Raw genomic sequence first — 21,813 nt, 5'->3', positions numbered from 1 at the left:
ACAAGTAATTGATTCGGGTGGGCCTGGCCCGCGCCGCCTGCCCTGGGCGCTAGGCCCGCGCCGCTACGGGCTCGTAGAGCTTGATGAGCTGCGCGGCGGCATAATCGACCTCAGCTTCGGTGTTGAGCTTGCTCATGGAGAGGCGCACAGTGGGGCGGTTGGGGTCGGCGCCTAGGGCCTCAAGCACGTGCGAGCCTAGCTGGGCGCCGCTGGTACACGCCGAGCCGCCCGAGGCCGCTACCTTATTGATATCGAGGCTAAAAAGCAGCATTTCGCTGATGCTGGACGGTGGCAAGCTCACGCTGAGCACAGTGTATAGGCTTTGGTCGGCCTGAGCCGAGAGGCCGTTGAACTGCACCCCCGCAATGCCAGCCGTGAGCAGGCCGATGAAGCGGTCCTTGAGGCCTTGTACGTGGCGCTGGTGAGCGGCCATGTCGCGGCAGGCTATTTCGAGGGCCTTGGCTAGCCCCACAATGCCGTACACATTCTCGGTGCCCGAGCGCACGTTGCGCTCCTGCGAGCCACCGTGGATGAGCGGCGCCACCTCTACCCCACCCCGCCGGTAAAGAAAGCCCACGCCCTTGGGCCCGTGAAACTTGTGCGCCGAGCCCACCAGGAAGTGATTGCGCAGCTGCTGCACATCGTGGGCGTAGTGGCCCATCGTCTGCACCGTATCGGTGTGAAACACGGCATCGTGCCGGGCACAAATCTCGCCAATGGCCTGGATGTCATTAAGATTACCCAACTCATTGTTGCCGTGCATCAGGCTCACGAAGGTGCGCGGGTGGCTAGCCAGCAGTTCTTCCAAATGCCCGAGGTCGAGGCGGCCCTGGGCATCGTGGCGCAGGTAGCTCAGCGCGGTTTCGCCGCTTTTGGCCAGCGCTTGCAGCGGGTGCAGCACGGCATGGTGCTCCAGGGGCGAAGTGATGGCGTGCTGCAGCCCTAGCGAACGCACGCTGCCGAAAATGGCGTAGTTATCGGCCTCGGTGCCGCCCGAGGTAAACGTGATTTCGCTAGGGGCAGCATTGACGAGCTGGGCCACCGACTTGCGCGCCTGCTCGATGCCCGAGCGCACCTGCCGCCCCGGCCCGTGCAACGAGCTGGGGTTGCCGTAGTGTTGCGCCAGATAGGGCAGCATGGCATCCAGTACTTCGGGGTCGAGAGGGGTGGTGGCGGCGTTGTCGAAATAGGCGTGCATAGACATTAGCAGTTAGGGGTGGCTAGCGGCATTTTACAAACACGAACGTCATGCTGACCACCGGAAAATATCCTGGCCGCTCTACCGAACGATACCCGAACGGTGCTGCCAAGATGCTTTCCGGTGGTCAGCATGACGCTCGTGTGTGACGTTTTGCTTTTACTTCTTGGCTGAGATAATCTCCTTGATATCAGCGATAATCTTCTGGGCCAGGTGGTCGGCGGTGGCGTTGGAATCCGACTCGGCGTAGATGCGGATAATGGGCTCGGTGTTCGACTTGCGCAGGTGCACCCACTCCTTGTCAAATTCGATTTTAACGCCGTCGATGGTGTTTACCGGCTGCTTGGCGTAGCGCTGCTCCATCTTGGTCAGCACCTCGTCGGTATCGATGTCGGGCGTCAGCTCAATCTTGTTTTTAGAGATGAAGTAGCTCGGGTAGGAATTGCGCAAGCGGCTCATCATCAGGCCCGACTTGGCCAGGTGCGTCAAAAACAGGGCAATACCCACCAGCGCATCGCGGCCGTAGTGCAGCTCCGGGAAAATGATGCCCCCGTTGCCCTCGCCCCCGATGATGGCGTTGGTTTCCTTCATTTTAGTCACCACGTTCACCTCGCCCACGGCGGCGGCGGTGTAGGTGCCGCCGTGCTTCTCGGTCACGTCGCGCAGGGCGCGGGTGCTGCTCAGGTTGCTCACGGTATTGCCGCCGCCGTGGTAGCCCAGCACGTAGTCGGCCACGGCCACCAGGGTGTATTCTTCGCCAAACATCTCGCCGTTTTCGCTCACCAGGGCCAGGCGGTCCACATCGGGGTCAACTACGATGCCGAGGTCGAAGCCGCCTTTTTCGAGCACCTTGGCAATATCGCGCAGGTGCTCGGGCAGCGGCTCGGGGTTGTGGGCAAAGTCGCCGGTGGGCTCACAATGGATTTTCTCCACCGTTTCGACCCCTAGCGCGGCCAATAGCTGCGGCACAGCAATGCCCCCGCTGCTATTCACGGCATCAACCACCACCCGAAAATTCTTGGCCTTGATGGCGGCTACATCAACCAGCGGCGAGGCCAGAATGGCGGCAATGTGCTCGGCCAGGAACGTGTCGTCGGTGCTGTACTTGCCAAGCTTGGTTACGGGCGCATACTCGATGCTATCGCCTTCGGCCAGGGCCAGCACCTGCTCGCCGGCCGCGGCCGATAGAAACTCGCCGTGCTGGTCGAGCAGCTTCAGCGCATTCCACTGCTTGGGGTTGTGCGAGGCTGTGAGGATGATGCCACCGGCCGCCTGCCTGGCGGGCACCGCCATTTCCACGGTGGGCGTGGTGCTCAGGCCGAGGTCCAGCACATCGAAGCCCAGGCCTTGCAGGGTAGCCGCCACGAGGCGGCTCACCATTTCGCCTGAAAGGCGGGCATCGCGGCCGATAACAATGAGCTTACTGGCCGCGGGCTGCGACGCCGCCCAGGTACCGTAGGCAGCGGTATACTTTACCACGTCGAGGGGCGTAAGCCCCTGGCCGGCCGGCCCACCAATGGTGCCGCGAATGCCGGAAATAGATTTTATGAGCGTCACAGGTTATCTCTTTAGCTTTGCAAAAGTAGGCACCTGGCCCCTTTGTTTGCCTGGCAGCCACGCTGGCGGCCACCTTGGCGGCGCTTGGCGCGGGCAGCAATAGTCGGCCAACCAGCCGGACGAGTCGCTGCTTCTTAGGCTTCATACGCCGGGCGGGCCGTTATACTCTTTCTTTACTTCATGGAAAATCCGTTGCTTTCCCCCACCCGCCGCCCGGCGCAGCTCGCCGCGTTTGGCCGCCTGCTCGATGTGCTCGACCGCCTGCGGCTTGAGTGCCCCTGGGACAAAAAGCAAACCCTGGCCAGCCTACGCCACCTCACCATCGAGGAAACCTACGAGCTAAGCGACGCCATTCTACGCCAGGACTTACCCGACCTCAAAAAGGAGCTTGGCGACGTGCTGCTGCACCTAGTGTTCTACGCCCGCATTGCGGCCGAGCAGGGCGCCTTCGACATTGCCGACGCGCTTAATGCGCAGTGCGAGAAGCTCATCTACCGCCACCCGCACATTTATGGCGATGTGCAGGCCGACGACGAAGCCGCCGTGAAGCGCAACTGGGAGCAGCTCAAGCTCAAGGAAAAAGGCAACACGGGCGGCGTGCTAGGGGGTGTACCTATCTCCTTGCCGGCCCTGATAAAAGCCATGCGCATTCAGGAAAAGGCGCGCGGCGCGGGTTTCGACTGGGACGACCCTAGCCAGGTGTGGCTAAAGGTGCAGGAAGAGCTAGCCGAATTTGGCGCCGAGTACGGCCACGGCCAGCCCCCGGCCGATGCGGCCCAGGCCGAGCGGGCCACGCAGGAATTTGGCGACCTGCTCTTCTCACTGGTCAATTTTGCCCGTTTTGCGGGCATCAACCCCGAAGAAGCCTTAGAGCGCACCAACAGAAAATTTATTAGCCGTTTTCAGTTTTTGGAGGCATCGGCCACCCGGGCCGGGCAGGCTTTGCCCGACCTTACCCTAGCCCAGATGGATGAGTACTGGAACCAGGCCAAGCAAGCCGGCCACTAGCCAAGCGCCAGCATAGCTCACCTAACTTCTTGATTACTGCCGGCTGAGCCCTTATCTTCGGGCGCTAGGGCTAGCACTATTCTTACTTTCGCCAGCCAACCTCAGGTCTCTATCTTGCGTTGGCAATTCACTCACAATTCAGCTACCAGCCTGCTAGCCCCACCCTCACTTTTTGCACTGACCCGGGCCACGGAGCATCCAAAAAAAACTTCGCTAAGTCCGGATTTTACCGGCTTCGGCGTAGATTCGGCCCCGAAACATCAGGTTGGCTCTTTATCGCTAGGGCACTTCTAGTGGCGGCCATCTTTGCATCGACTTCTTTTTTACCCTTCAACCAACCCCCCACCTCCTACACTTACCTGGACACATGGAACAGAAAAATGCAGTAAACCCAGCCGCTCGGCCCGCTGCCCCGGCCGCTCCCAAGGCCGCACCCGCCAAGAGCAGCGGTGGTGCCTCGCTGTTTTCGGTTATCGTTATCGTTCTCGCCTTTGTCGTTAGCTACGTGCTCTACAAGTTCGTACTCGGCGACCCAAGCCACTTCTTGGGCAACAACCCGGAGAACAATCCGAAGCCCGGTGATTACCTCGGCATTGTGTACAAGGGTGGTGTTATCGTGCCTATCCTGCTCACCATGCTGCTGTGCGTTATCACTTTCGCTATCGAGCGGGCTCTCACCATCTCGAAAGCCAAAGGCAGCAAGAGCATCGAATCGTTCGTACGCGGCGTACGCCAGAAGCTGAACACCAATGACATCAACGGTGCCATCGCCCTCTGCGACCAGCAGAAAGGCTCGGTAGCCAACGTAGTACGTGCCGGCCTGAAGAAATACCAGGAAATGGGCCGCGAAACCACGATGAACACCGACCAGCGCGTTCTGGCCATCCAGAAAGAAATCGAAGAAAGCACCGCTCTTGAGTTGCCGATGCTGGAAAAGAACCTGGTTATCATCTCGACCATCGCCTCGGTAGCTACCCTAACTGGTCTGCTCGGCACGGTATTCGGCATGATTAAGGCCTTCTCGGCACTTGCCCAGGCTGGCAACCCCGATGCTACGGCCCTGGCAACTGGTATCTCGGAAGCTCTTATCAACACGGCTCTCGGTATCGGTACTTCGGCTCTCGCCATTGTAGGCTACAACTTCTTCACCAGCAAGATTGACGAGCTGACGTACAGCATCGACGAGGCTGGCTTCAGCATCATTCAGACCTTCGCCGCTCAGCACGGCAACAAAGGTCAGGAGTCGTAAGCCACGCTGGCACAAAAAGAGGGGCGGAGGCGTTTTGCCGTCGCCGCCCCATTTTTTTCAGGGTGCGTGTGCAATTCAGCCGCAGTCGGCATCAGTACTCCTGAGCGGCTCCCGCTTAGCGGCCCGCTGATACTTCCTCTGCTAATTTGTGTACCTGCCCTGTCCAGTCATTTTAACCTCTCCCGGCAATGCCTAAAGTAAAACCGCACCGCACCTCGCCGTCGCTCGATATGACGCCGATGGTGGACCTGGCGTTTCTGCTGGTAACATTCTTTATGTTGACCACGCAGTTTCGTCCTGATGAAGCGGTGGTAGTAGACCCGCCGTCTTCGACGTCGGACCTGCGTGCCCCCGACAGCGACATCCTGACGCTGACGATTGACTCCAAAAAACGCGTTTTCTTCGGTTATGACAAGGCTCCTATCAAGGAAGCTATCATCAAGGAAGTAGGCACTAAGTACGGCGTTAATTTCACCCCTAGCCAGATTAAGCAGTTCTCGCTACTACCCAATTTTGGGGTGCCGATTACGCAGCTGGGTAGCTATCTCGACAAGGACACGGAGCAGCGCAAGGCCCTCAATCCTACCCTGCCCGGTATCCCCTATGACTCGCTCAATAACCAGATGATTGACTGGGTAATTGCGGCTCGTAAGGCCAATGCTGCTCAGTTTCACAAGCCGACCTACCTCGTTATCAAGGGTGATGGCGATGCTGATGTGAAAACCGTGCAAACGGTTATCAAAGAACTGCAGGAAAAAGATATTAACCGCTTCAACCTGCTCACGAGCCTGGAAATGAAGCCTTCCTTCGTAGGCCAATAACCTTTCTGAAATCATGGCAGAAATCCAACAAAAAGGCGGCGACTCCGGTAAGGGAGGCAAGAAACGGGCGAAAAAAGCGTCGACTAAAATCGACATGACGCCGATGGTTGACTTGGCCTTCCTCCTGCTGACCTTCTTCATGCTCACGACCACCTTCGCCAAGCCCAACGTGATGCAGCTCACGATGCCGGTGAAGGAGAAGAACCCGAACCCCGAAGAGCAAACCAAAATCAAAGCTTCGCAGGCCGTTACGGTCATCCTGGCTCCTAATGACAAGGTTTTCTATTACTTCGGCCTGAACGAGCCCACCGATAAGAGTGTGCCCGTACCCGAAATCAAGGTAACTGACTTCTCGGCCAACGGCATCCGTAAGGTGCTGCTCGACCGCAAGAAGCAGCAGCCAGAACCTATCATCCTTATCGAGCCCTACGTCTATGACGGCAAAGAGGCGAAGTATAAGAACATGGTGGACATTTTGGACGAGATGAACATCACCGACCAGAAAAAGTACGCGCTGATTGACATCTCGAAAAAGGATGTGGACCTCATTAAAAAACAGAACCTACCGCTATGATGGACAATGCGCAGCTGGCTAATGCCAGCTTGAACGACATCGTATTCGAGGGTCGCAACAAAACTTACGGCGCTTTCGAGCTGCGGCGCATCTACGGGCGCAACGTAACGCGGGCCCTCATCATCGGGGCTGCTTTGCTGGCGCTGCTGGTTTTCATTCCGGCCATTGCTAAAATGCTGGAAGACCGCAAGCCCAAGGAGGTGCTAAACCTGAAAGAGAACGTGCTGATGGATGCGCCGCCTCTGGACGAAACCAAGCCCCCGCCCCCCCCACCGCCCCCCGAGGCGCCGCCACCCCCGCCCCCCAAGCTGACCACGGTGAAATTCACGCCGCCGGTAGTAAAGAAGGACGAGGAAGTGAAAAAGGAAGAAGTACCTGACCAGGAAGAGCTGAAGGACAAGACGGTAGCTACGGTGTCGGTAAAAGGCAACACCGATGCGCCCGACCTCAGCGACCTGAGCGGTGAAGGCACCAAGCCGGTAGAAGAAGTAGTAGAAACCAACAAAGTCTATACCTACGTTGAACAGATGCCTGCCCTCCCCGGTGGCGGCGGCATGGGTGCCATCGTAGCGGCCATTCAGAAAAACGTGCGCTACCCCGCCGTTGACCTGCGCAACCAAGTAGAAGGCCGCGTATTCGCTAGCTTCACGGTGGATGAAAACGGTGACATTTCAGACGTAAAGATTGTAAAAGGTCTGAGCGGTACGATTGATGCCGAAACCATCCGCTCTATCAAAGCACTGCCGAAGTTTATCCCCGGCAAGCAGAACGGCCGCTCGGTAAAGGTTTCCTTTACTGTGCCCGTTACCTACAAGATTCAGTAAGGCCTAGCCCTTATTGCAAAAGCCCTGGCTACTCCGTAGCCAGGGCTTTTTTGCGTTTTGACATGAGGGCTGCTTATTACAAAAAAAAGGGTAGGCAATGTGGAAAATGAGGTGCCGTAGCATCAACTAAATACTGGTGGCCACCGGTAGCGTTTTCTCCCCATTTCCTACCTATTTACTTATGTCACTGCTCCCTGCATTTCTCACCGACAGCCTCGACGAAGTCGTTTTTGAAGGCCGCAACCAAGCCTATGGAGCCTACCAACTACGGCAAGATTACCAGCAAAACTTAGCCTCAGCGGGCGGCCTCACGCTCATGTTTGGCGCCTTGCTTTTTTTGGGCTGGGCCAGCTGGAGCCGGCTACATCCAGTAGCGGCAATAGCTCCCTCCCACCCCGTCGTTCTAAAAACTATTGATGTTAAGCCACCGGCTCAAGTCATCATCGAAAAGCCAAAGGTGGCGGTAGCCCCGCCCCGCGCCAGGGCCGCAGCTACGCACGTAGCACCCGCCATTCCTACGCAGGTAGCTAAAGACGATGTGATTCAGCCTAAACTAGCTAAAACGCTGCCGACCGAGATTGTGGATGGCGCTACCAGCACCAGCACAACAGATATCGATGGCCTTGGTGACCCTAGCCTAACGACGAGCGTGGGCAAAGACGGCGCAGAAAACACGCCCTCTACGGCCCCAACGTCCAGTGAACCGTTTGTGGCCGTAGAAAAAATGCCCGAGTTTACGGGCGGACAGGCGGCTCTGCTGCGCTACCTACAGAAGCACCTGCGCTACCCTAGCTCGGCGCTGGCGGCGGGCGTGGGGGGCCGGGTATTCATGAGCTTTGTAGTAGGCGCCGACGGTAGTATCTCGGAAGTGACCATTTTGAAGGGCCTGGGCTATGGCCTCGATGAGGAAGCTCAGCGGGTAATACGCCAGATGCCCGCCTGGGTACCCGGCTACCAGAGCAAGCACCCGGTGCCCGTGCGCTTTACCCTACCTATTACGTTCAGTATTCAGTAATAAAGAAGGGCCTAGTAGGAGAATCCGGGTTTTGTCCCCTTTTTTGCAGGTCCGTTACCAACCCGCGCCGGGCCCGAACAAATTGGGGCCTGGCGCGGGTTATGGGTATTCTCCAATCTCCTTCTGTTTCATGGCCCTTCCCACCACCGAAGAGCGCCTGGGGTCGCCCCAGCGGATAGTTCGCTTCTTCACCCTCATCATGTCGCTGGTGTACGCCTCGCTGGGCGTATGGCTGTGGCTGACGGCCAACCGACCATCGGCGGCGGGCGCGCTACTGCCGCTAGGCCCCAAAACCCGTATGGTGCTCGGTACCGTGTTTATTCTCTACGGCCTCATTCGTTTTGTGCGCACGCTCCGCACGCAGTTTCGCAAACCTACTCCCGATGAATTTAGCTAACCTGCCCACCCGGCCGACCCTGAGCGCGCTACTGCTAGCCCTGTGCCTGCTGCCCGGCTGCTACACGGACCGCTCGAAAGGCACCAGCGAAGACGCTACCGACACGCCCACCAGCGGCAACGTTGGCATCAGCGTCGACGAAACGTTTGCGCCCGTTCTGGAGTCGCAGGTCGATACGTTCCAAAAGCTGTACACCGATGCGCACCTCAAGGTTTCTTATCAGCCCGAGGAAAAAGTATTTCTTGACTTGCTCAACGATAAGGTTAAGGCCATTATCGTATCGCGGGAGTTAAGTGCTGAGGAGCAGCAGGTACTGAAAAAACAGGAAATGTTGCCCATTACTACCAAGGTGGGTATCGACGGCCTAGCTATTATTCTGCACCCATCCAACCCCGATTCGCTACTCACGCTTACGCAGCTGCGGGGCATTTTCGGCGGCCAGGCTACGCAGTGGAGCCAGGTGAGTGGCCAGAAAAAGCTCGGCGCCATCAATGTGGTGTTTGATGCCAACCGCAGCAGCACCAGCCGCTTCATGCGCGACTCGCTGCTCCGCGGGGCTACTCTCACTACCAAGGCATTTGCGGCGCAGTCGAATCCTAAATTGCTCGACTACGTGGCCAACCACCCTACGGCAATAGGCGTGGTGGGCGTCAACTGGGTTTCGGATATGGATGACCCTAGCGCTCGCAAGTACCGCCGCATGATTCGGGTGGCCAGCATCACGAGCCGCCCCAACCCTACTAAGGACGACTACATACAGCCCGACCAGGTGTATTTGGCCCCAAAATCGCAAGAGTTGCTCAAGCAACATCCAGAGTTGCAGAACTACCCGCTGCTGCGCAATATCTACGCTATTAGCCGCGAAGCACGCGCCGGCTTAGGCTCGGGGTTTGTGACATTTGTAGCCGGCCAGAAGGGCCAGCTTATCTTTCAAAAATCGGGCCTGATGCCTGCCAACATGCAGGCGCGCATTGTAACTACGAATAAACGCCAGTGAACTACCTTGCGCCGGATAGCGTAGTATAAGCACCAATCTTTCACCTAAAGTTTACTTTCCCCTTCCCTCTTATGCCTTACAAGCCCTGGAAACCGCTGCTGCTGACTGCTCTCACCGTGGGGGCCGGCGCTACGGCCGCCACCGCCCAAGTAACCGCTGCCCAGAAAGCCATTGAGCTGGGCCGTTATAATGAGGCCCGCGCCGACCTGCGCGGCAACAGCAGCCCCGAAGCTAATTTTGAACTAGGCCGCCTATACCAGATGCGCGACCTGCCCGACTCGGCTAGCTACTACTTCAGCCGTGCCGCCGGTCCTACACCTTTTGGCCAGGTAGCCGAAGGCCGTGCCCTGCTGGCCAAAGGCAAAACGGGCGAAGCCGATGCCAAGTTTGACGCTGCCGCCAAAGCAACCAAGAACAAGGACGCCAAGGTACTGACCATGATTGCGCAGGCCTACGGCGAGGCTGATAACTCGGCTGTAAAAGACATTACCAAGCCGCTGACCTACGTGAAAACGGCCGAAACCCTAAGCAAGGGCAAGGATGACCCGGCGCTGATGGTAGCCCGTGGCGACATTTATCTGCACACCGACCAGGGTGGTGGTGAGGCTATGAGCAGCTACGACCGCGCCATTGCCGCTAACCCTAACTACACGGAGGCCTACTACAAGCGCGCCGTGCTGAACGTGCGCAGCCATAATGGTGCCGGCGCTCAGGAGAACTTTAGTAAGACGATTGCGCTAGACCCAGCTTATGCGCCGGCTTACTCGGACATGGCTAGCATGTATGCTTCGGCCGGCCAGTACGATAAGGCACTTGATGCCTTCCAGAAGTACTCCAACGCTGCGGAGAAATCGCCTTCGACTACGGAGAAATACGCAGCCTTCCTCTACCTATCGAAGAAGTATCCGGAGGCTCTAGCCGAGGCTAACAAAGCGCTGGCTATCAACCCGAACAACCTGACGATGAACCGCGTGAAGGCTACGTCGCTCTACGAAACCGGTGACTACGCCGGGGCCGCTGCTGCGATGGACCAGTTCATGAAGATTGCGCCCCCCGAAAAGGTGCTGCCCGAAGATTACTCGTACCAAAGCAAAATTTTGCTGAAAACGGGCCGTAACGATGAGGCGCTGAGCGTATTGCAAAAAGCTATTGCAGGTACTACCGACCCTGCAAAGAAGGCTGACCTGCAGAATGACTTGGCTTCGGCATACTTAGCTAAAAAGGATTACGCTTCGGCTATCCGTATCTACAAGGCCAAGGGCAACCTTGACTTGGCTGACCAGTTCCGCATTGGCAGCGCATACAGCGGCAACAAGCAGTACACGCAGGCTGATAGTGTATACAACATTATCACCACGGCCAAGCCCACTTACGCGCCGGCTTACCAGGCGCGTGCGCAGGCCAACTTCCACCTCGACCCAGACTCGAAAAAGGGCCTAGCTAAGCCTTATTACCAGAAGTACATCGAGTTGACCAGCGCCGACCCGACAAAGTATAAGAACGGTCTCGTAGAAGCCAACAACTACCTGGGCTACTACACGCTGCAAAGCGGCGACAAGACCGGCGCTATGCCCTACTACCAGAAGGTGCTGGAGCTAGACCCCACCAACGCCGACGCAACCAACGCCATGAAGATTATCAAAGGCGTGCCCGCTAAGACGACCACGACCAAAAAAACCACTACGACTACCGTCAAGAAGAAATAACGAGTAGTAGCCTAAAAAAGCCCCGCTGCCAGTGGCAGCGGGGCTTTTTTTATTCGTGCGTGGCGGCCCAGCTCTCCCACTTGGCCAGGGCGGCGGTAAAGTCTTCGGGTAGCTCGGCCTCGAAGTACAGCCGCTCGCCGGTACTAGGGTGCACGAAGCCCAGCGAGCGGGCGTGCAGCGCCTGCCGGGGCAGCACGGCGAAGCATTGCTCTACAAACGCCTTGTAGGCGCCGCTAGCCGGCCCCACCCGAATGCGGTCGCCGCCGTAGGTAGCATCGCTAAACAACGGGTGGCCTAGGTGCTGCATGTGGGCCCGTATCTGGTGCGTGCGGCCGGTTTCGAGGCGGCATTCCAGTAGTGTAACGGGGCCGTAGCGCTGCAATACCCGGTAGTGCGTTACGGCGTGCTTGCCTTGCTCGCCGCCCGGGTACACTGCCTGCACCTTGCGGTCGCGCAGGCTACGGCCAATGTGGCCGCGTACCGTGCCCGTGTCCTCGTCAAACTTACCCCACACCAGGGCCCGGTAGCTCCGCTCGATAGCGTGGTGGAAAAACTGCTGCGAGAGGTGCGTCATGGCCCACTCCGTTTTGCCAACCACCAGCAGGCCCGAGGTATCCTTATCGATGCGGTGCACAAGGCCGGGGCGGATTTCGCCGTTGCGGCCCGTGGGCAGGTTTTCGAGGTGGTAGGCCAGGCCATTCACCAGCGTTCCCTCCCAGTTGCCATAGGCGGGGTGCACCACCATGCCAGCGGGCTTGTTCACAATGAGCAGGTCAGCGTCTTCGTAGCGGATGTCCAAGGCCATTTCCTGGGGCACCACTTTGCCGGTGCGCGGCGGCTCGGGCAGCGTGATGGTAATCACATCGGCGGGGCGCACCCGGTAATTGGGCTTGCTGACGCGGCCATTCACTTGCACCGCCTCGGCCCGAATGGCGTCCTGAATCTTGGTGCGCGAGGCGTTGGCCAGCCGGTTGAGCAAGAACTTATCGAGGCGCAGCAGCTCCTGCCCCCGGTCGGCCACGATGCGGTGGTGCTCGTAAAGTTCGTCACCCTCGCCCGCGTCCTCGGGTTCCAGGTCAGGGTCAAAGTCGGTAGTGGGCGGCAGCATAAAAAGGCGTTTGCTAGGTAGCCAATACGAAAAAAGCCGGAGCCACAGGCTCCGGCTTTTTGGCCAATGATAGGCGATACTTATTTGCTCTTGGTCTTGGTCTTGCCACTAGCCGGGGCAGCCGGTACGATGGAAGCCGGAGGCTTAGGAGCCTGTACGGCGGGCGCCGGAGCCGTGGGCGTGATGCCCATTTTCTTCAGGATAGCATCCGATACATCACCGTCTTTTGGGCCGTGCAGCAAGATGGGGTTGCTACCCGAGTCCGAGTTCAGGATGTAAGTGTAGCCTTGGTCGGTAGCCACGGCATCGATGTTCTTCTGAATCTTGTCGAGCACGGGGCGCAGCAGGGTCTGCTGCTTCTGCTGCATCGACTGCTGGGCCGTCTGCTGAAACTCCTGGATGCTCTGGCCCAAGCGGGTCAGTTCCTTCTCGGTATCAGCCTTTACTACAGCCGTCATCGTGGAGCCACCCTTCTGGTAAGCGTCCAGCTTGGTCTGGTACTCGGTAGTCTTAGTTTTTAGCTGGGCCTCCAGCTGGGTGCCGTAGGTTTTCAGGTCCGACTCAATCTGCTTGCTTTCGGGCATCTGGCTCAACACGTATTCTACGCTGGTAAAGCCAATCTTAAGGGGAGCCTGCGCCTGGGCGTTCGAAGCGAAAAAAGAGCTGGCTGCGAGCAGCACGGCGGCGAAGGTCAGGTGAAGTTTTTTCACGCGGTTTACGAAGAAAGTCAAGGGTCTAAAAAGTTTTCGGTTGCAAAGTTACGTACGCTAGGGCTGTTTGCCAGCGGCGGCTTTCGAAGCCTTGGTAGTCGGGGTTTTAGCCGGAATAGCCGGGTCGGGCGTGCCCGAATCCGACTCAAAAGCCGGGTCGGTGCTGGCGGTGGGTGTTTTAGGCGGCTTCACCGTTTTTACGGGGCCTTTGGGGCCGGGCTGGTTGCGGGTGGGCGACCCTAGCCCCAGCTCCTCCAGCACAAATTCAGTGTAGTCGTGCGTGGGGTTGGCGTAAAGCATGGTGAGATCGCCGTTGCGGTCAAACATAAAGTCCAGCTTGCGGGCCTTCACTACCTTCTCTACGGCGTCAAAAATCTTGTCCTGCGCGGGCTTATTTAGCTCCACCCGCTTCTTAAAAAGCTGCCCTTCGTAGCCAAACTGCTTGGTTTCGTAGGCTTTGATATCCTGTTCTTTTTTCAGAATCTCGTCCTGGCGCTTCTTTTTCATGGCCTCGGTCAGCACTACTTCCTCGGCCTGGTAGGTGCGGTAGAGCTTGTCGAGGTCTTTCTTCTGAAACTCGATTTCCTTCTGCCAGGTGTCGGTGAGCTTGGTTAGCTCGGCTTGGGCCTGGGCATACTCAGGCATCTTGCTCATGATAAACTCGGTGTCGATGTAGCCGAATTTCTGGCCCCAGGCCGGGGCACAGGCTACCAGCAGCAACAGCGCCAGTGCAAAACGAGCAACGTGAGTCATGCAGAAAACAGAAGAGCGCAGTTCGAAACCAGTTTCGGCGCCTGGTACAACGACCGGGCCAGTTCTTTTAGTCTAAGCAGCAAGCTGCCAGGCTGTTTGTAAACCACCAGCGCGGGCCAAAACGTTCAGCCCGCCCCTGGCCTAGCGAATCTGCTGGCCGATAATGAAGTGGAAGTGATTGAAATCCTGCGCGGTAGTAGTGCCAGCCGGCGGGATAACCGTGTCGAACGCCCGGCCGTAGTCGAAGCCCAGCAAACCGAAGGCCGACATGAAAATACGGGCGCCGAAACCAGCCGAGCGGTACAGCTTATAGGGGTTGTACTGGCTGTACACATCCACCGCGTTGCCAGCCTCGGCAAAGCCCAGGATGTAGACCGTAGCGGCCGGGTTGAGGCTCACCGGGTAGCGAAGCTCGGCCACGTACTTGTTGTAGGCTACACCGCCGCTCTTGCCCGTTTGGGCCGTCGGAATGGCATAGGCGCCGTTAGGGTCGTCGTAGCCGCGCAAACCGATGTAGTCGGTACCCACCAGGAACGAGCCGCCGCCGCCGTAGCCCAGGCCCGCGCCGCCCATCTTGAAGCGCTCGAACGGCCCCGGCGTGCGGTCCTTGCTATACGTGCCGATGTAGCCGAAGTGCGCGCGGGTATTCAGCACCAGCTTGCCCACAATGGGCGTAAACCACGAGGCATCGAACATCCACTTGTGAAATTCCACCCACTCGTACACATTGGGGTGCGAGCCGGGGAAGGCCGAGTACGGCGGCGTCAAACTCACGCTGAGGCTGAGCGACGAGCCCCGACGGGTGTAGGTCGGGTTGTCGATGCTATTGCGCGAGAGCGTGGTGTTAAGCGTGATGTTGTTGGCGCGGCCCGTGCTAAAGTCCGAGAAAATGGAATAGTTCTGCAGCTGGTACTGGCTGAACGACAGCGAATTGCTAAGCGAGAAGTAGTCATCCGGTACGCGCAGCTGGCGGCCCAGGCCAATGGTGGCGCTATTCACCTTGATGAAGCTGCCCGTGGTAGCGTCGAAGTTGGTACCCAGGCGCGACACGCTCCGGTTCAGGCTGAACGAGAGCGAGTTGGGCTTGCGCCCGCCTAGCCACGGCTCGGTAAAGCTGAACGAGTACGCCTGGTACTGGAAGCCGTTGGCCTGCACGTTCAGGGCCACGCGCTGGCCATCGCCGGCCGGCACAGGCGTCCAGTTATGGAAGTCGCTGGCCTTGCGCAGCGAGAAGTTGTTGAACACTAGGCCCACCGTGCCGATGAAGCCCGCGTAGCCACCCCAGCCGCCCGAGAGCGTAATCTGGTCCGAGGGCTTCTCCACCACCGTGTAATTGATGTCCACGGTACCGTCGGCCTGGTTGGGCACGGGGTTAATGCCAATCTTCTCGGGGTCGAAGTAGCCTAGCGTGGCAATCTCGCGCTGCGAGCGGATGAGCAGTTCCCGGTTGAACTTGTCGCCGGGCAGCGTGCGCAGCGTGCGGCGCAGCACGTGGTCGCTGGTCTTGGTATTACCCGCAATGTTGATATCCTTTACCCGTGCCTGCACCCCCTCCGAGATGCGCATCTCGATGTCGATGGAGTCGTTTTCGACCTTGGTTTCAACCGGGTCGAGCTGGAAGAACAGGTAGCCGTCGTTCATGTAGAGCGACTCCACATCCTGGCCGGTGGGGTTGTAGTGCAGGCGCTTGTCGAGGCTTTCCTTGCTATACGGGCTGCCGCGCTTAATGCCCAGCACCGACGATAGCGTCTTGCTGTCATACAGGTAGTTGCCGCTCCAGGTGATGTTGCGGAAGAAGTACTTGTGCCCTTCGTTCACGCGCAGCTTCACTATCAGGCCTTTAGCATCGCGCTCAATCGTATCCGAAAGGATGGTGGCGTCGCGGTAGCCCTGGTCGTTGTAGAAGTCAACGAGCTTTTTCTTATCATCCTCAAACTCCGAGCGCTGGAATTTGCCCGGCGTCAGGATTTTATACGGCTTGCGGGCCTTCGTTTTCTTGAACTGCTTGGCCAGCTTGCCGTCCTTAAAGGCGGTATTACCTTCAAACTCAATATCGTGAATGCGCACCTTCTGGCCCTTGTCCACGTCAATCTTCAGCGCCACGCTGTTGGAGAGCGCCGAGTCGGCCACCTGCCGGATGATGACTTTGGTATCCAAGAAGCCCTTGTTGGTGTAGAACTTCCGCACCTGCGTGCGGGTGTTGGCCAGCAGCGCATCGGTTACCACCTTGCCCCGGATGAGCTTGATTTTCTTCTCGATATCGGTAGCTTGGCCTTTGCTGATGCCCTCAAACGAGAACTTGGAGAGGCGGGGCCGCTCGCGCACGTTGAAATCCAGAAAAAGCTTATTGCCTTCCGTGCGCGCAATGCTCACCGAGATGTCGGCCACGAGGCCCTGCGCCCAGATTTTGCGAATGGCCTTCCCCAACTCATCGCCGGGCACGTTTATGGCATCCCCAATTCGCAAACCCGACAGGCTAATCAACGTATTAGGGTCTAGCGAGCGGGCGCCGCTTACCGTAATGCCCCCTAGCTCGTACTTGCGCGGCTCCTCACCGGCAGCCGCTGCCTGTTGGGCATGCACCGGCCGGGCCGCCAGCCCACCGGCCAGCAGTAGTACACTCAACAATCCACTACGTAAGTAGGTACGCATCATTCTAGTTAATAAAATCAGGAGGCCGACAGCTGTTCGCTGGTTTTGCCAAAGCGCCGCTCGCGGCCCTGGTAGGCTAGCAAGGCATCGCGGAAGTGGCTGCGGCGGAAATCAGGCCACAGAACGGGGGTGATATAAAGTTCCGTATAAGCGAGCTGCCACAGCAGAAAATTGCTGATGCGCTGCTCGCCGCTGGTGCGAATAAGTAGCTCAGGGTCAGGCATACCGGCGGTAGCCAGGTAGCCGGTAATCGTGGCTTCGTTTACTGCGGCGGGCTGCAAGCGCCCGGCAGCCACGTCGGCCGCCATCCGCTGGGCTGCCTGGGTGAGGTCCCAGCGGCCGCTGTAGCTCAGGGCCAGCACCAGCGTCATGCGGGTGCCGCCTTTGGTTAGGTCAATAGCTTCGGCCAGCTCGCGCTGGCAGTTTTTGGGCAGGTTTTGCACCTCCCCAATGGCTTGCAGGCGCACGCTGTTTTTCAGCAGCGTGGGGGTTTCCTGCCGGATGGTGTGCACCAGCAGCTGCATCAGGGCAGTTACTTCGAAAGCCGGGCGGTTCCAGTTTTCGGTCGAAAACGCGTAGAGCGTTAGGTACTGCACCCCTAGCTCGGCGGCTTCTTCCACGGTGTCGCGCACGGAAGTAATCGCACTTTGGTGCCCAAACACACGCAGGCCTCCCCGCTGCTTGGCCCAGCGCCCGTTACCATCCATGATAACAGCCACGTGGGCAGGAATATTAGAGAGGTCAATTTCGGACCGTTCGGCCATCGTTGCGGTTTGCGTATAAGAGGCCGCAAGTTACGCAAAGGGTTGCAGTCGGGCACCGCCGTTGTTAAGTCCAACCCAGCGGGCAATAGCTACAACGCAGCCTAACTTCTTAGCTACTAGCTCCTTCGTCAAGCGCGAAGCGCCGTAGAATCCCTTATTTCAGAAGCCGTTTGTTGTTCTTATACGGCGGAGGGCACAGGATTTTGTAGAAGGTATAGGACAAGCTTACCCCCGAATAGTAATACCAATCCTGGTCGTGGCTGTTCACAAGCAGGGGCGTTTGGTCGCCGGTGTGGTCTAGCTGGTCGGTGAAGGTTTTGCGCACGCCCATTTCCAGGCCCAGGTTGAAATGCTCGCTGAGGGCCAGCTTGAGGCCGGCGCCCGCCGGGATGGCCAGGCCCACCTTTGCCCCCTTACGGTCGAACGCCAGCTGCAAGGCCGCATTAGCGCTGCTCACCGTGGTGTTGACGTAGTACAGCCCTAGCCCGGCAAACAGGTAGGGCGACAGGTGCAGGCGGCGGTGGTCCTTGCGGTCGTGGTAATCAAGAAAATTATACTCTACTACCCCGGCTGCCTCCAGTAAGCCACCTTTCAAGCTGAGCTGGCGGTAGCTCTGGAGGGGCGGCACGCTCCCGTTAACACCTTCCACGTTGGCATCGGCGGCGCGCAGGAAGCCGGCCGTCAGGCTGGCGCGGAGCGTAACGGGCGCCGAGATATCGCGGCGGTAAAAAACCGTGAGGGCCGGCCGGCTATTCTGCCACTGAAACTGAGGCGATACTTCGCCCTTGTAGTTAGTAGCCCCAACACCAATACCCAGTTCGCTGGTGTGCTGAGCCAAGGCGGGGGTAGCGACAAAAAACGCACTCCCCGCCAGCAGTAAGCCAGCGGGGAGTGCGTAGGAAATCCGGAAAACGAACATGCAGCAGACTGTAAGGTAACATCCCAGCCTACTAGCAAGCGCTTAGCGGAACTTGGGGTTTTTGATTTTCGGGTTCAGGATATAGTTGAGCGAGAAGCCGGTTACTACGTACCAGTCGTTCTTGCCCTGGCCACGCTTCTCGCCGGGAACGAAGCCACCGGCCAGGCCCGTCGAGTTGTTGGTGATGCCTTTGCCATAGGTACCACCGCTGTAACCGCCGAAATATTGTGCGGGGGCAGTAGCGCCGGCCAAGTTAGCGTAATTGTTGTTCACATCGTCCAGGTAGCCGGTGAAGGTCTTCCGGAAGCCAATCTCGAACGAGGCGTCCAAGTTGCGGTTGATGCGATAGCGCACGCCGGCACCGAAAGGCAGCGCAAACTGGAACTTGCTATAGCTTACACCCTCCGTGGCTAGGGGCTGCAAATCTACGTAGTTGCCGCTGGCATCCTTACCTTGGGGGCTATGGTGGAAGCCAGCCACGCCACCAAATACGTAGGGCACGAAGTCGGGGCGCTTGAGGTAGTTGTTGCGGTTTTCAATCAGGTCAACGATAACCACGGCCGAGGCCTCGTAGATATCGTTGCGGAAGTTCATGTTCCGGGTGTAGCGGTAGCGGGCGTTGGCATCGTCCCGGTTGGCGTTGGTATTGTCATCGGCCGTGATGCGACCGTAGGCCACAGCAAAGCGGCCCGACACGCGCGGGAAAAAGCGGTGCGTGATATTAAGGCCGATGTTGGGCCGGGTATCGCCAGCGTGGAACGAGGCAAAATTGGTGAGCGGGTTGAGGTCACCAAAATAGTTCATCGCATTCAGACTCACCCCGATAGAGGTATACTGCTTACGCTTGCTGAACTGTTGAGCGTCGGCGTGCTGCGTAGAGCCTAGCAGGGCTAGGCCGGCAAGCATGGCCGTTGAATACGTGAAGAACTTAGTCATAAGGCGCAGAGTAGAGAGTTAATCGAGCAAATGGCGCGCGTAAACCGGTAAGGGCGTGGCTCGCAGCGAGTACAAAAGTAAGAGTTAAAGGGAACTAAAAAAACTTAGGTCATTTTTTTTACGACAAACCAGCCTTATTTCAACTGAGGCGCAGTTACCGGATTGCGGCGGTCGAGGCCCCAGTTGAGTTTATTACGCAAGGTGCTTAAGAAATTGACGTGGTTTAGTTTAACTAGCCGGGCGTTGAAGTTTTCTCTCCGAACGGCCATTTGCACGCTTGCTTCGACGGGCACGGAGCGCGAGTCGAGGGCTAGCAGGTAGCTGGTGGCGCGCCCTTCTATCTCAAACGAAATAATGCTTTGGTCGGATACAATGAGTGGGCGAACGTTCAAATTGTGGGGGCATACGGGAGCGATGATAAAATTGTTTGTTTGGGGTAGCATTACCGGCCCGCCGCAGCTTAAAGAATAGCCTGTGGAGCCCGTGGGCGTAGAAACCACTAGGCCATCAGCCCAATACGAATTTAAATATTCTCCGTTGATGTAGGTGTGCACCACAATCATGGCGGAGGTATCGCGCTTGAGAATGCTGAATTCATTGAGGCCAAAATTGAGCGAGCCAAATACGTCGGGGTCGGTTTCGACGCGCAGCAGGCTACGGTCTTCGAGCGTGAAATGGCCCTTGAACAAGGCATCAATGGCCTGGGGAATATAGTCGGGATTGATAGGCGCCAGGAAGCCCAGCCGGCCGGTATTGATGCCGAGGATGGGAATCTGGAGCGCGCCTACGTAGGTAACGGTGTCAAGCAGCGTGCCGTCGCCCCCGATGCTGAGCACGAACTGCACGCCGCGCAGCGAATCGCCCCGCCGGAAGCTGCCGGTGCCGGGCGGCAGCCGCAAATGGGCATCCAGGTAGGCGCGAAAGGCCTCCACGATGAGTACTTCGGCCCCGCGGGTGGCCAGCTCATCGAGCAGGGTTTGGAGGAAAGGCGTAACTGCTTCGTCGAATGGTTTGCCCAGAATCGCAATTTTCATAACAAAAACTTAATATACGCCCGCCTCAGATGGGAAAAGCGGTGCGCAGAAAAACCCCGGTGCTCGGGTACACAGTGAGCGTGCGGATAAGCTCGATGCAAAAAACGCGGTCGTAGTAAGTTACCAAATGTAGGCCCAGCCCCACCGAGGCCAGCAGCTGGCCGGGCAGCTGGTTGGTGGGCGACTGAAAGCGCCCAACGCTGCCGCCGGCCACGCCCGCATCGGCAAAGGCATTGAGGTACACGGCCAGGGGCAGCGTGCCCACTTTGGGGTTGTGGATAAATGGCAGGTGCAAGGGGGGCGGCGCCCAGGCCCGCAGGCTCAGGCCCTGCTGGGTGAGGGCGTAGGCGCGGCCCTCTACTACGTAAAAATCGTAGCCGCGCACCAGCGCGTCGTAGCCGAAGCTACGCGCATCGGCATATGCCAGGCTGGCGGCCCCTAGCCGCACCTGCCCCCCCAGCCCACCGGCGTAGTAGAAGCCGTGGCCCAGGCTGAGGTAGCGGGCATAGCGCAGCCGCGCCGTGGCGTAGGCGGGCGAGCGGTCGGGGCCCACAAATTGCCGCAGGGTAAGGCTAGCCTGCAAAAACTGCCCCGTGAGCGGGTAAGCAAAGGTGTTGCGGCGGTTATTAGTGGTCACGAGGCTGGCCTCCAGGTAGTGGCGCTGCACGTGGCCCAGCAGGTAGTCGGGGTTGAGCTGGTAGATGAGGCCGCTGACCTGCTCGCGGTGGTACGACACATCGAAGGCCGAGACTAGCTGCACGGTGTGGCGCAGCCGCAGCCCGCCCGACACGTAGAAGCGCTGAATGGGAAAAGCGTCGGTTTCGGCGTCGGGCAGGCTGCGCAGGCGGTCGTTGAGGGTAGTGTAGTCGAGGTTGCGGCTTTGGTAATACGAAATACCAAACCCCGCCCCTACCCGGCGGCGGCGGCCCAGGCCGGGCGCCTCATAAAACAACTCGTACTTGCGGTTAAAGCCTAGCTGAATATTGGCGGTGAGCTGCTCGGCCCGGCCTCGCGAGTTATTATCGACCAGGTGCAGGCCATAATCGATGCGCTGCCAGCGGTCGGGACGCGTGCGCCAGCGGTTGAAATCATCGGCCAGCGACAGGATGGGCGCGGGCAGGATATACCAGCGCTCCTGCACGCTAAACAGCACCGTAAGCTGCCCCGTGCCGCCGCAGCTACCCTGCGCCAGCACTGCATGAAAGAGCTGCAAGTTGAACAGCCGGCGGCGGTTGGCTTCGAGGCGGCCAGCTAGGTCGGCCACCGTAAGGGAATCCCCTTCGTGAAAATCAAGCTCGGCGCGCAGCGTGCGCTCGCGGGTGCGGTTGTTGCCCGCGAATAAGATGGCCGACACCCGCGCCCGGGCTCCGGGGCACGTGCCCACGCGCACCAGGGTATCGGTGGGGGCCACTACGGGGGCTAGCGCGGGCGGGCGGGCTTCCTGGCTTAGCTCGCGCAGGCTGTCGGGCGGGGCGGCTGGCAACGGCGTTTGGGCGTGGCAGGGGCTAGCCCACAATAGCAGCAACGTGAAGACCAGCAGCCAGCTTGCGGCAGCAAAAAAAGAAAGCCGGGCGCGGTGCTTCACCCCGCA

At 58.6% G+C, this 21,813-nt stretch carries 20 protein-coding genes; 9 read left to right on the top strand and 11 right to left on the bottom strand.

The window, feature by feature from the left end; all coding sequences use genetic code 11:
- Positions 1-49: 49 nt before the first annotated feature.
- Together Q5H89_RS12495 and glmM are read right to left on the bottom strand one after the other, a co-directional pair.
- Positions 50-1,198 (bottom strand): cysteine desulfurase family protein, encoded by a 1,149-nt coding sequence (locus Q5H89_RS12495; protein ID WP_305019666.1) that lies wholly within the window; start codon positions 1,196-1,198, stop codon positions 50-52.
- 159 nt (positions 1,199-1,357) lie between these two features.
- On the bottom strand, positions 1,358-2,755 hold the full coding sequence (gene glmM / locus Q5H89_RS12490) for a phosphoglucosamine mutase (protein ID WP_305019653.1): 1,398 nt from the start codon (positions 2,753-2,755) through the stop codon (positions 1,358-1,360).
- Positions 2,756-2,935: 180 nt separating this feature from the next.
- On the opposite strand from glmM, the gene mazG reads away from it, so the two are divergent.
- The 9 genes from mazG (at position 2,936) to Q5H89_RS12445 (ending at position 11,346) form a co-directional block, all read left to right on the top strand.
- The gene (gene mazG, locus Q5H89_RS12485; RefSeq protein ID WP_305019652.1) at positions 2,936-3,763 is read left to right on the top strand and encodes a nucleoside triphosphate pyrophosphohydrolase; all 828 of its coding nucleotides are present in this window, start codon (positions 2,936-2,938) and stop codon (positions 3,761-3,763) included.
- Positions 3,764-4,130: 367 nt separating this feature from the next.
- Positions 4,131-5,012: a MotA/TolQ/ExbB proton channel family protein gene (locus Q5H89_RS12480; RefSeq protein ID WP_305019651.1), complete on the top strand. Its 882-nt coding sequence runs from the start codon at positions 4,131-4,133 to the stop codon at positions 5,010-5,012.
- 188 nt (positions 5,013-5,200) lie between these two features.
- Positions 5,201-5,833: an ExbD/TolR family protein gene (locus Q5H89_RS12475; protein WP_305019650.1), complete on the top strand. Its 633-nt coding sequence runs from the start codon at positions 5,201-5,203 to the stop codon at positions 5,831-5,833.
- A gap of 13 nt (positions 5,834-5,846) precedes the next feature.
- Entirely contained in the window at positions 5,847-6,407 is a 561-nt protein-coding gene (locus tag Q5H89_RS12470) for an ExbD/TolR family protein (RefSeq protein WP_305019649.1), read from the top strand.
- Positions 6,404-7,231 (top strand): energy transducer TonB, encoded by an 828-nt coding sequence (locus Q5H89_RS12465; protein ID WP_305019648.1) that lies wholly within the window; start codon positions 6,404-6,406, stop codon positions 7,229-7,231. The genes Q5H89_RS12470 and Q5H89_RS12465 overlap by 4 nt, the downstream gene beginning before the upstream one ends.
- 181 nt (positions 7,232-7,412) lie before the next feature.
- A complete protein-coding gene (locus Q5H89_RS12460; protein WP_305019647.1) occupies positions 7,413-8,246 on the top strand; it encodes an energy transducer TonB in 834 nt (277 codons plus the stop codon).
- A 130-nt stretch (positions 8,247-8,376) separates the two neighbouring features.
- Complete coding sequence (locus Q5H89_RS12455; RefSeq protein WP_305019646.1) at positions 8,377-8,643, top strand: hypothetical protein; 267 nt, start codon at positions 8,377-8,379, stop codon at positions 8,641-8,643.
- Positions 8,630-9,640, top strand: coding sequence for a PstS family phosphate ABC transporter substrate-binding protein (locus Q5H89_RS12450; protein WP_305019645.1), 1,011 nt, complete (start codon positions 8,630-8,632; stop codon positions 9,638-9,640). Before Q5H89_RS12455 ends, Q5H89_RS12450 begins: the two co-directional genes overlap by 14 nt.
- A gap of 71 nt (positions 9,641-9,711) precedes the next feature.
- Positions 9,712-11,346 carry a tetratricopeptide repeat protein gene (locus Q5H89_RS12445; RefSeq protein ID WP_305019644.1) on the top strand — a complete coding sequence of 545 codons (1,635 nt, stop codon included), beginning with the start codon at positions 9,712-9,714 and terminating at the stop codon, positions 11,344-11,346.
- Between the two features lie 49 nt (positions 11,347-11,395).
- Here Q5H89_RS12445 and Q5H89_RS12440 read toward each other — a convergent pair whose 3' ends face one another.
- The 9 genes from Q5H89_RS12440 to Q5H89_RS12400 form a co-directional block, all read right to left on the bottom strand.
- Positions 11,396-12,454, bottom strand: coding sequence for an RluA family pseudouridine synthase (locus Q5H89_RS12440; protein WP_305019643.1), 1,059 nt, complete (start codon positions 12,452-12,454; stop codon positions 11,396-11,398).
- Positions 12,455-12,534: 80 nt separating this feature from the next.
- Entirely contained in the window at positions 12,535-13,164 is a 630-nt protein-coding gene (locus Q5H89_RS12435; RefSeq protein ID WP_305019642.1) for an OmpH family outer membrane protein, read from the bottom strand.
- 57 nt (positions 13,165-13,221) lie between these two features.
- Positions 13,222-13,917: an OmpH family outer membrane protein gene (locus Q5H89_RS12430; RefSeq protein ID WP_305019641.1), complete on the bottom strand. Its 696-nt coding sequence runs from the start codon at positions 13,915-13,917 to the stop codon at positions 13,222-13,224.
- Between the two features lie 141 nt (positions 13,918-14,058).
- Complete coding sequence (gene bamA / locus Q5H89_RS12425) at positions 14,059-16,572, bottom strand: outer membrane protein assembly factor BamA (RefSeq protein ID WP_305019640.1); 2,514 nt, start codon at positions 16,570-16,572, stop codon at positions 14,059-14,061.
- Between the two features lie 14 nt (positions 16,573-16,586).
- Positions 16,587-17,333: an isoprenyl transferase gene (locus Q5H89_RS12420; RefSeq protein ID WP_305019639.1), complete on the bottom strand. Its 747-nt coding sequence runs from the start codon at positions 17,331-17,333 to the stop codon at positions 16,587-16,589.
- Between the two features lie 154 nt (positions 17,334-17,487).
- A complete protein-coding gene (gene porG, locus Q5H89_RS12415; RefSeq protein ID WP_305019638.1) occupies positions 17,488-18,252 on the bottom strand; it encodes a type IX secretion system protein PorG in 765 nt (254 codons plus the stop codon).
- Positions 18,253-18,294: 42 nt separating this feature from the next.
- Complete coding sequence (locus Q5H89_RS12410; RefSeq protein ID WP_305019637.1) at positions 18,295-19,188, bottom strand: DUF6089 family protein; 894 nt, start codon at positions 19,186-19,188, stop codon at positions 18,295-18,297.
- Positions 19,189-19,322: 134 nt separating this feature from the next.
- Positions 19,323-20,222, bottom strand: a complete 900-nt coding sequence (locus Q5H89_RS12405; RefSeq protein ID WP_305019636.1) for an NAD kinase — start codon at positions 20,220-20,222, stop codon at positions 19,323-19,325.
- A 25-nt stretch (positions 20,223-20,247) separates the two neighbouring features.
- Positions 20,248-21,807: a POTRA domain-containing protein gene (locus Q5H89_RS12400; protein WP_305019635.1), complete on the bottom strand. Its 1,560-nt coding sequence runs from the start codon at positions 21,805-21,807 to the stop codon at positions 20,248-20,250.
- Positions 21,808-21,813: the final 6 nt, after the last annotated feature.

Source organism: Hymenobacter cheonanensis (genome assembly GCF_030581075.1).
Classification (GTDB): domain Bacteria; phylum Bacteroidota; class Bacteroidia; order Cytophagales; family Hymenobacteraceae; genus Hymenobacter.
This window is presented reverse-complemented; position numbering and strand designations above follow the sequence as displayed.